Here is a 10,228-nt window from a genome sequence, read left to right on the forward strand (position 1 = left end):
ATCAACGGCATTTCGTTCTGGGATCCGAAGCTTGCTGGCATTGCGATGAACAAGATCGCATTGATGCTGATCCATGGCCAGACGGTGCATGACGGCGACAACCTCGGCATTCCGGGCTACACGAAGGTGACCGTGAGCAAGGGTCCGGGCAAGGGCATCATCGTGCGCGGCCAGGGCTGGGTCGACGTCGACAAGTCGAACTATAAGAACTACTCGTTCTAAGTTTGTAGATTCCTGGGTAACAGGCGTGCCCGCGCGATCTTCATGTGCGGGCACGCTTCTTAAGGTTTCGATGGCAATATGAATTCAGACGCTGCTTCCGTGCCGTTCCTGCAAGTGGTTGGCGTGCACAAGCGATTTACCGGTGTGCACGCATTGCGTGGCGTGAGCCTGTCGTTCCAGCGTGGGCAGATCTATCACCTGCTCGGCGAGAACGGCTGCGGCAAGAGCACGTTGATCAAGATTATCTCCGGCGCGCAGCCGCCCGATGAAGGCGAGCTCATCATCGAAGGCGTGTCGCATGCGCGCCTGTCGGCGCTGGAATCGCTCGCGGCCGGGATCGAGACGGTGTACCAGGATCTCTCCCTGCTGCCGAACATGAGTGTGGTTGAAAACGTCGCACTGACGTCGGAACTGGCCACCCACAACGGCCGTCTGGCCCGTACCTTCGACCGGCGCGCATTGGCGAAAATGGCAGCGCGCGCGCTCGAGTCGGTCGGCCTGCCCGGTGACGCGGATTTCCAGGCAACCCTGATCGAGCAGCTGCCGCTCGCGACGCGCCAGCTCGTGGCCATTGCGCGTGCCATTGCTAGCGAGGCGAAGTTCGTCATCATGGACGAACCAACGACTTCGTTGACGCAAAAGGAAGTCGATAACCTGATTGCAGTGCTAACCAATCTGCGCGCGCAGGGCGTGACAGTTCTGTTTGTCAGCCACAAGCTCGACGAGTGCTATGCAATCGGCGGTGAAGTGATCGTGCTGCGTGATGGCCAGACTATGGCGCAAGGGCCGATCACGAACTACACCAAGGCGCAGATCAGCGAACTGATGACCGGCCGGCGTCTGTCGAGCGAGCGCTATCGCGAAGGCGGTTTCGGCGCAGAGGTCGTGCTCGATGTGAGCGGTCTCACCCGCGTTGGGCAATTTGCCGATGTGTCGTTTGCACTTCATCGCGGCGAGATTCTCGGCGTGACGGGGCTGCTGGATTCGGGACGCAACGAACTGGCGCGCGCCCTGGCGGGCGTGGCGCCTGCGCAGCATGGCGAGGTCGTACTCGATGGCAAACGCATTATGTTGCGTACGCCCGCGGAGGCGAAGGATCACCGTATCGGCTACGTGCCGGAAGACCGCCTGAATGAAGGGCTCTTTCTCGACAAGCCGATTCGCGACAACGTGATCACCGCGATGATTTCCGGCCTGCGCGACCGCTTCGGCCAGATCGACCGCGCCCGGGCGCAGGCGCTCGCCGTGGAGACCGTCAAGGAGTTGCAGATCGCCACGCCCGATGTCGACAAGCCCGTGCAGTCGCTCTCGGGCGGCAACCAGCAACGCGTGCTGATTGGCCGTTGGCTCGCCATCGATCCGCGCGTGCTGATCCTGCACGGCCCGACCGTCGGCGTGGACGTAGGCTCCAAGGACATCATCTATCGCATCATACAGCGCCTGTCGCAGCGCGGCATTGGCATTATCCTGATCAGCGACGACCTGCCCGAACTGCTGCAGAACTGCGACCGCATCCTGATGATGAAGAAGGGCCGCGTCGCAAACGAATACCAGGCCGACCAGATGAAAGAAGCTGACCTGTACCACGCGCTGCTGTCGGAAGCCGCTTAAAGGACGTTAGGGACGTTACAAGCATGAACCCGCGTATGAACCAGACCATGACCACACCATCCGTCGTCGAAATTGCCCCGCAGGTCAAACCGCTTGGCGTGCGGGCCAAGCTCGCGCGTAACCCTGAGTGGTTCACCTTTGGGCTGATCGTGGTGATGTGCGTCGTCGTGGGCGCGATCAATCCGCGCTTCTTCCAGTTTGCGACGCTATTCGACACGCTGCATTCGGCGACCACCGTCTCGTTGTTTGCGCTCGGCACGCTGGTCGTGCTGGCCTCGGGCGGCATTGACGTGTCGTTCACGGCGATTGGCGCGCTGACGATGTATGGGATCACGAAGGCCGTGTTCGCATGGTGGCCCGACGAGCCGTTTGCGTTGATCCTGATCACTGGCGCCGTGGGCGGCACGTTGCTTGGCCTCATCAACGGCATGCTCGTGCACCGGCTCAAAGCGCCTTCGCTGATCGTGACGATCGGCACGCAATATCTGTATCGCGGCATTCTGCTGACGTTCATCGGCACGACGTTCTTCATGAACATTCCGCACAGCATGGATCGCTTCGGGCGCATCCCGCTGTTTTTCTATCAGACGGCTGACGGTTTGCGCGCAGTGCTGCCGGTCTCGGTGCTGGCGCTGGTGCTGGCGGCCGTAGTCACATGGTGGTTGCTGAACCGGACCATGATGGGCCGCGGCGTCTACGCGATGGGCGGCAGCCTCGCCATTGCGGAGCGCCTTGGCTACAACGTACGCGCGATCCATCTGTTCGTGTTTGGTTATACGGGCATGCTGGCGGGCATCGCGGGGATTTTGCACGTGTCGAATAACCGTCTGGCGAACCCATTCGACCTCGTCGGCTCCGAGCTCGATGTGATCGCGGCGGTGATTCTCGGCGGCGCGCGCATTACCGGCGGCACGGGCACCGTGGTCGGCACGCTGCTTGGGGTTGTGCTGGTCACGCTGATCAACAACGTCCTGATCCTGGTCGGCGTGCCCAGCACATGGCAAAAGGTCATCATCGGCGCGTTCATTCTGATCGCCGGTACGCTGTTTGCCTTGCAGCGAAAGTCCTGAGCTTTAAAACGCGTGCTGCAACGCCAGATCGAAGCCGATCACCACGAGCGAGCAGCCGATACCCGTTAGAACGTTGGCGACCCGGTGCTCGAAGTCCGGATGGCGGGTGATGCCCGTGCAGGCCAGAAACACCACTTCGACGAAAATCTGCAGGCCCACGAACGTCAGCATGAGCAGGAATTCATAGCCCATGTACTTGAAATTCGCGAAGTTCATGCCGTAGTCGTAGATCCATCGCCCGACCCGGTGCGCCTCGTAGACGAGTAGCAGGATCGGAAAGAGATAGCTGGTCACGTAGGTGGGTACCGTTGCGTGGCGCAGCTCGAGATGAAAGTGATGAGAGTGGTGAGCAGTCTGCATGTCTCCTCCATGTTCGCGTCAGTCTCGGACCAATGCTAAAAAGTTTGACTGGCGTTCTGCAGAAAGGTGCGATTGCGGAAGGAGGCGCACCTAAATGGCGACCATTTTGTCCTGTGGTACAGGGAATCGGTAAAATCGACCCATCGAAGAGCGGCTACTCGCCCCCACTTGACGTTGCGTATGCGCAACAGATATTTCCTTGGCAGATCTTACGAACTGACCTCTTCGTGCCCGAGTGATTGCACGTTCCGTAGGGCCGGAAACAACCTCATCCAGAGCAAGGCAACGGCGATGGTGGCGACGCCTCCCACCAGCACCGCAGGTTGCGCACCCCACCATCCGGCAGTCAGCCCCGACTCGAATTCGCCAAGCTGGTTCGAAGAACCGATAAACAGCGCATTGACCGCGCTCACGCGTCCAAGCATCCCGTCCGGTGTACGTAGTTGCACTAAGGAGCTGCGCACGACCACGCTGATCACGTCCGACGCACCGAGCGCCGCGAGAGCGAGCCACGAGAGCAGAAATTTATGCGAGAGGCCGAATACGATGGTTGCTACGCCGAACGCAATCACGCCGCCGAACATGGCCGCCCCGGGCCGATTACGCAGCGGAAAATGCGCGAGCCAGATGGTACCGCTTAGCGCGCCGATGGCGGATGCCGAGCGCAACAGACCGAGTCCGAGCGGTCCGGCGTGCAGGATGTCGCGCGCGAAGATGGGTAGCAGGGCGGTCGCGCCACCAAACAGGACAGCGAATAAATCGAGGGACAGCGCGCCGAGAATGACTGGTTGCTGGCGGATAAAAGCGATGCCTGAAAAGACGGACTCGAGTGTTACGGGTGCGCGTGTGGGTGGCTTGGCCTGTAATGGAATACCCCAAACCAGCACCGCCGCCAATGCAAACGTAAACGTACAGACGATGTACGCAAACCCAGGGCCAACGCCATACAGCAGGCCGCCTAGCGCCGGGCCGACGATCTGCGCGGTCTGGCCGGCCGAGGTGGCCCATGCGGTCGCCTGGGGCAGCTGGGCGCGAGGCACGACACCCGGTAACAGCGAAGACACGGCGGGCGATTCGAAGGCGCGCGCCGCGCCGACGCAAGCGGCGAGCGCATAGATAACCGGTGCGCCCAGCCACCCGCCAAAGGTGCCCAACACAAACAGCAACGCAGCAGCGGCTTCGATGCTTTGACAGACGGCGGCGATGCGCCGGCGGTCGTAGCGGTCGGCGACGTGGCCGACCACCAGGGTCAGCGTGAACATCGGCAGAAATTGAGCAAGACCGAGCAGGCCAAGCGCGAAGGCGCTATGTGTGATCGCATAGATGTGCCAGCCCATGGCGACCGCCAACATCTGGAAGGACAGCGAAGAAAGGACGCGGGTGCACCAGAAGCGCTGAAAAGGCCTGCTGCGCGGCAAGCTTTGTAGCGTAGCGCCGGTTGTCGCGGCGCCTGATTCGCTGGAGGGAGTGGGATTCGAATCTGCGGGGGGCTCTGCGGGCTGAGGGTTCATTGATTGCGAAGTCGGTTGCGGATCCGACGCCATGCATGCGCCGCCACATTGCTAAAAAGCCGCCAAGTTTAGTGCAAGTTCGACGATCCCGCTCGCCCTCATCGTGCTCTCGCCGAGCGATAACGTTTGCGCGTCGCTTCGGCCTTCCCGTGGATCGCGCCCCCAGTAAGGCAATTCAGTAAGTTACCCAGAAAGATTAGATAGGACTCACACGTAAATTTGAGTTCATGAGAGTCTAGTTTGTCGTGCTGAAGCACGGATATATGGCGTGCCCAGTGCGGCGATTTCTTCTCTTATCGCTCAATTGGGGTTACAAAATGGATCGACTCAATCCTGCAGTATTAATTTCCGAATCGCACAACGGTCGGGCCGCCGACTCGGTAGATTTGAACCTGCTGGTGTATAAAACCGAAAGAATGCCGTTTACGATTCGAATCGTCACGGATGAAGAATCCCTTCAAAAAGCTGTCGAAATGCGTCAAATGGCTTACAGCCGGCATCTGCCGGACTTCGCCAGCCAAATGACGATAGAAGTGGGCGATTACGCGCCCGGGACGGCCGTGCTTCTGGCGGAATCGAAGCTGGACGGCGGTCCGCTCGGGACCATGCGTATTCAGACCAACCAGTTTGCACCGCTGGCGGTCGAGCAATCCGTTGAATTACCCGAATGGCTGCAGGGTACCCGCATGGCGGAAGCCACTCGATTGGGAGTGGCCGGCGGGGTAATCGGGCGCATGGTAAAGATCGGGCTGTGCAAGGCATTGTTTTTATATTGCGAGCAACAGCAGATCGACTGGATGGTGATTACTGCGCGCGTTCCATTGGATCGCGAATACGAAGCCATGCTTTTCGACGACGTTTTCGCCAAAAATCAGTTTCTGCCAATGGCGCATGTAGGCGGATTACCTCACCGGGTGTTGGCCAAGCCTGTGAAGGTGGCGCGCCAGCGGTGGGCGGCGGTCCGGCACCCGCTGTTCCAGTTCGTGTTTGAAACGCACCACCCGGACATCGATTTATCCCCGGTAGATTTATCTTTTGCGCGAGAAACGGTAGGATGCCTGGAGGCTTCGCAAATTGCTCAAAGTAGCTAAAAAACATAGTCCGGCCATCCGGCAGGCCAACTAATGGAGTGTGGCGATGGCGGAGCCATTCGAGCTCTGCCATTGCCTAAATAGAAGCGCTGCCGCACTAGGGGAATTCCAGGTATGGAATTGGCGACTTTCTTCTCGCGATCGAGGTACATGCGTGCGGGGTCGTTCATCGACTGGCTACTGTTCGCATTCTCGGTGTACTTCGTGCCGGGACTCATCGCGGCCGCGACGGTCGTCGCCTTTCTGTGGGCGCCAAGGCAATTCGAGTCGAACGGCTCGCTTGCCGTGAATCTGCATGTCATCCCTGACAAGACCAGTTCGCTTACGCCGGCCGACGCGCTGCAAGCCCTGAGAGGGCAACTGCAGGCGCCTTCCACGAGGCGGTACAGTACGCGCCTCGCCGAAACCCCTTTCTGGTTTTTGTTCGACGTGCCCGTCATCAAATCGGGGCAGCCCACGCTGATTGAATTTCCGTCTCGTCACGCACAAACAATCGCCTGCTGGAACGCGTCGACTTTGGCGCCGCTTGGGCAAGGTGACCACCGGGGCATCAGCGGCAAGATCATCCCGATCAAGGCTGGGTTCGAGCTCGCCGTCGACGCGCCTGTGTCTGCCCAGAGCGCTGTCTTGTGCCGCGGGACGTTTTCAGGCCCCGCGTATCTGAACGTACTTGCCTGGGACGCGCACGACCTCGGTCGCTCCGCGCTTGATTTCCAGGAAAACTCGGCTTTGATCGCGGGCGGTCTGTTGACGCTGGCCGTGTTCGTCTTCGTGACCGCGCTGATCAATCGTGAATGGACGTATGTGATTTTCGCGGCCTGGCTCGTCGGCAATCTGCGGCTCTGCGCGAATGCGATGGGCTGGGACATGGAATGGATCGGCCGCATCATTCCGTCCGATCACATGCAGTTGCTGCGTCAGGCCACCTTCGCCGTGTACTACATGCTCACGGTAGCTTTATTCGGCCAGTTGTTCCGCCGCGAGCTGAAAGGAGAAGGCTTTCGCTGGATGCTACGGATCGTGCAATACAACGGTCTCCTGATGCTCGTGGCAGCCGCTACGTTGCGGTATGCGCAGTTCATTCCGGTGCTGTGGGCACTGAGCAGCCTCGGCATGGTTGTGCTGATTTTCCTGCTTGCGCGGCTGGTGTGGACAACGCGTTCGCGTACGGTGCTGTGGTACGTGGCTTCGATGGCGGTCGTGCTGTTTTCGATCTTCTCCGAGGTGCTGGGTGCAGCTTTCGGCATCAAGCTGCTGTTTGGCGGCGTGAATCCGGTGATCGCAGCGCTGTCGTCGAGCATGATGGCCGCGTTCGCGATTGCCGAGCAGATGCGCGCTGATCGCGAACGCCGCCGTCGCATGCAGACGGAGTTGCGCAACACCTATGACGTCGCGCCGATCGGCCTCTTCACCCTGGATGAGAACGGACGTTTCGTGCGGGCCAATCCCGCGCTGCGTGCGATGCTCGATATGCGCACGGGGGAATACAAAGACCGTCACTGGAAGGACTATTTCGAGCCGGGCGCCTGGGGTTCATTGCAGGCGCTGGCGCAGAAGGGCAGTGAGGCCGAACTCGAACTGGGCGGCTCGCTCGAAACCGGCACGGCTGAGCGGCGCTATTCGCTCAAGGCCACGCATTCGAACGGCTGGATCGAAGCATCGTTGCAGGACGTGACGGAGCGCTCGAAGGCAACCGAGCGGCTCCATTATCTCGCGGAGCATGATCCGCTAACCTCCTCGCTGAATCGCCGCGGGGTCGAGCGGGTCATCGCCGAACAAAGCGACGAAAACGCACCGTGGGCGCTCGCGTATATCGATCTTGACCGCTTCAAGCTCGTCAACGATCTGTTCGGCCACCGCGCGGGTGACGAAGTGCTCAAGCAGGTCGCGGCGCGTACCCGCTCGGTGGTGAGGTCCGACTATTCGGTGGGACGGATCGGTGGCGACGAGTTCATCTGTGTAATGAGCAATACGGGAATCGACGATGCGATTGCGCAATGCCGCGAACTGGTCACCGTGCTCAGTGCCGCGCCGTATCAGGTAGGCAATTGCGCGTTTCAGGTCAAGGCGTCGATCGGTCTGGTGGAGTGCTCGCACGGCGTGCGCGTGCAGGACGCGCTATCCAACGCCGACGGTGCGTGCCGCGAGGCGAAGGGCGTGGCACACGGGCATCTCGTCACGTATCGCAAAGGTGCCGCGGCCTTCGAGGAACGCGCCAGGGAACTCATGCTGGTCGAGACGCTCGGTCAGAACCGTTTGCCGCCTGGTCTGTTCCTGGTGATGCAGCCGATCATGTCGCTCGCCGCGCCGACCGCCTCGCTCGATTTCGAAGTGCTGCTGCGCTGGCGCGCGCCTGATGGTTCGACGCTGCCGGCCGGCAAGGTGATCGTGGCGGCGGAAGAGTCCGGCAACATTGCGGCCATCGACAAATGGGTACTCGCCACCGTGCTCGAATGGATCGAGACGAATCGGCATGCTTTGTCGAAGACGCGTTTTGTCTGCGTGAATCTGAGCGGCGGCTCGCTCAACGACGAGCAGTTCATGGAAGACATCTTTGCGCTGTTCGCGCGCTACCGCCCGATTGTTCGCTATCTGTGCCTCGAAATCACCGAAAGCGTGGCGCTGCACGATCTGGAGAATACGCAGCGCTTTATTGCCCGCGTCCACGATATGGGCGGCAAGATTGCGCTCGATGATTTCGGCGCAGGCTATACGTCGTTCAAATACCTGAAGGATCTTTCGGCCGACGCATTGAAAATCGACGGCGAGTTTATTCGTACGATGTGCGCGCATCCTGCGGATACGGCGATTGTGGAGGCGATCGTCGCGCTTGCGCGTAACCTGGGCATGCGTAGCATTGCCGAGTGGGTGGAGGATGCCGATACGCTACGCTCGCTGAAAGAGATCGGCGTAGATTATGTGCAAGGCTTCGTGATCGCGAGGCCGCAGGAAAGCGCTGCGATTCTGACTGCCAGTTCGGCCGCGAGCTTCATCGACGATCCGGCCACTCTAGACTTCGTCAATAGCCTGCTCGAACCCGCGCCGCGTATCGAAGAAGAATATGAAATCCGCGTGCGGGCCGGTTTGCATTGAGCGGCCGCGCAAGTGTAGGGTAGGCGTCGTTTCCTTTGCAATTTGATCCATGGACGATCTTCATTACCAACCCGATACGGGCGAGGGGCCACCTTGGCTTGCCGTCGCCCGCGGGGAAACTGGCGTGGCTCAGTATCCGCTGGGACAAAGCAATCCGCGCATCACCGAATACCATCGGCACACGAATATTCGCGGCTACGACGATAAAGCGTCATGGTGTTCGTCGTTCGTGAACTGGTGTCTGGCACAACTTGACATCGCCGGGACCGGGTCGGCGCTCGCCCGCTCGTGGCTTGAGTGGGGGGAGGCGCTCGGACAGCCGGCTTTGGGGTGCGTTGCCGTGCTGTATCGCGACGAGCCGGATAGCTGGAAAGGGCATGTTGGGTTCTTTCTGCGCGAGGATGCGCAAAACGTTTATCTGTGGGGCGGCAACCAGTTGGGCTGCGTCTGCGAAAACGCCTATCCGCGTGAATCGGTATTGGGTTATCGCTGGCCTGCGGGCGGTGTCTTTAGATGATATGGTTGGCTAAAAATCATCAGGAAACCGTACCGATGTCGATTGAAGTACGCGAAGCGAATGTCGAAGACGCCGAGGCGATCGCGACGGTCCACGTGGCGACATGGCAGGCCGCTTACATCGGGATCATTCCGGAGCAGTTTCTAAACGACCTGACCGTCACAGGGCGCACCGCTGGATGGCAAAAGGCGCTTGGAAGCGGGCGGATCCGCGTGTTGCTTGCGCACACCGGCAACATGCTTGTCGGCTGGGTCGCGTTTGGCCGTTGCCGGGATGAGGACAAGGACGGTCAATGGGCCGAAGTGGAGGCCTTCTATGTACTGCCGTCGTGGTGGGGCAAAGGTGTGGGCAGGTCCTTGAGCGACGCTGCACAGACGCGTTTGCGAGACGCGGGATATAAACACGTTGCGCTTTGGGTGTTGGCAGAGAATCATCGTGCGATAGCGGCTTATCAAAAGCTGGGCTTTGCTCACGATGGTACGAGCAAGTCAGCTCAAATCGGCGGTGCGTCGCTTGTTGAACTTCGTTACTATCGCGCTTTGGCTGACTGATCTAACGAATGAACAATTGCATGAGCCGTCCCGAGTAGCGGCTTTGCGCGCACCGCAACGGGCCGAACCCGCCGCTGATTGCCACGAACGCTGTGCTGTTGAATGTTCTGATTTCTAGCCAGGGAAGATGCACGATGACGGTTGCAGACGAACTCAGCCTGCTAATGCAGAACCACGACGACGAACCTGACGCCGCCGCCGA

The 10,228-nt window shown here is 60.0% G+C and carries 8 protein-coding genes and 1 pseudogene; 7 read left to right on the top strand and 2 right to left on the bottom strand.

Annotation, left to right across the window (positions count from 1 at the left end):
* The 3 genes and pseudogenes from M0954_RS18600 to M0954_RS18610 form a co-directional block, all read left to right on the top strand.
* A pseudogene (locus M0954_RS18600) lies at positions 1 to 222 on the top strand (autoinducer 2 ABC transporter substrate-binding protein); the annotation flags it as partial.
* A gap of 78 nt (positions 223 to 300) precedes the next feature.
* Complete coding sequence (locus M0954_RS18605) at positions 301 to 1,833, top strand: sugar ABC transporter ATP-binding protein (protein ID WP_297354807.1); 1,533 nt, start codon at positions 301 to 303, stop codon at positions 1,831 to 1,833.
* A 23-nt stretch (positions 1,834 to 1,856) separates the two neighbouring features.
* Positions 1,857 to 2,903: an ABC transporter permease gene (locus M0954_RS18610; protein WP_122158497.1), complete on the top strand. Its 1,047-nt coding sequence runs from the start codon at positions 1,857 to 1,859 to the stop codon at positions 2,901 to 2,903.
* A gap of 3 nt (positions 2,904 to 2,906) precedes the next feature.
* Here the strand turns inward: M0954_RS18610 and M0954_RS18615 are convergent, their stop codons facing one another.
* Entirely contained in the window at positions 2,907 to 3,263 is a 357-nt protein-coding gene (locus M0954_RS18615) for a hypothetical protein (RefSeq protein ID WP_122158498.1), read from the bottom strand.
* Positions 3,264 to 3,472: 209 nt separating this feature from the next.
* Positions 3,473 to 4,807, bottom strand: coding sequence for an MFS transporter (locus M0954_RS18620; RefSeq protein WP_297354809.1), 1,335 nt, complete (start codon positions 4,805 to 4,807; stop codon positions 3,473 to 3,475).
* Positions 4,808 to 5,091: 284 nt separating this feature from the next.
* Between M0954_RS18620 and M0954_RS18625 the strand changes: the two genes are divergently transcribed.
* From M0954_RS18625 to M0954_RS18640, 4 genes are all read left to right on the top strand, one after another.
* Positions 5,092 to 5,865: a hypothetical protein gene (locus M0954_RS18625; protein WP_183143319.1), complete on the top strand. Its 774-nt coding sequence runs from the start codon at positions 5,092 to 5,094 to the stop codon at positions 5,863 to 5,865.
* 114 nt (positions 5,866 to 5,979) lie between these two features.
* Positions 5,980 to 8,958: an EAL domain-containing protein gene (locus M0954_RS18630; RefSeq protein ID WP_122158499.1), complete on the top strand. Its 2,979-nt coding sequence runs from the start codon at positions 5,980 to 5,982 to the stop codon at positions 8,956 to 8,958.
* A gap of 49 nt (positions 8,959 to 9,007) precedes the next feature.
* On the top strand, positions 9,008 to 9,475 hold the full coding sequence (locus M0954_RS18635) for a TIGR02594 family protein (protein WP_297354811.1): 468 nt from the start codon (positions 9,008 to 9,010) through the stop codon (positions 9,473 to 9,475).
* A 35-nt stretch (positions 9,476 to 9,510) separates the two neighbouring features.
* Positions 9,511 to 10,026: a GNAT family N-acetyltransferase gene (locus M0954_RS18640; protein WP_183143320.1), complete on the top strand. Its 516-nt coding sequence runs from the start codon at positions 9,511 to 9,513 to the stop codon at positions 10,024 to 10,026.
* The last annotated feature ends 202 nt before the right edge of the window (positions 10,027 to 10,228 follow it).

The sequence above is a fragment of the Paraburkholderia sp. genome (genome assembly GCF_026225065.1).
Lineage (GTDB): Bacteria > Pseudomonadota > Gammaproteobacteria > Burkholderiales > Burkholderiaceae > Paraburkholderia.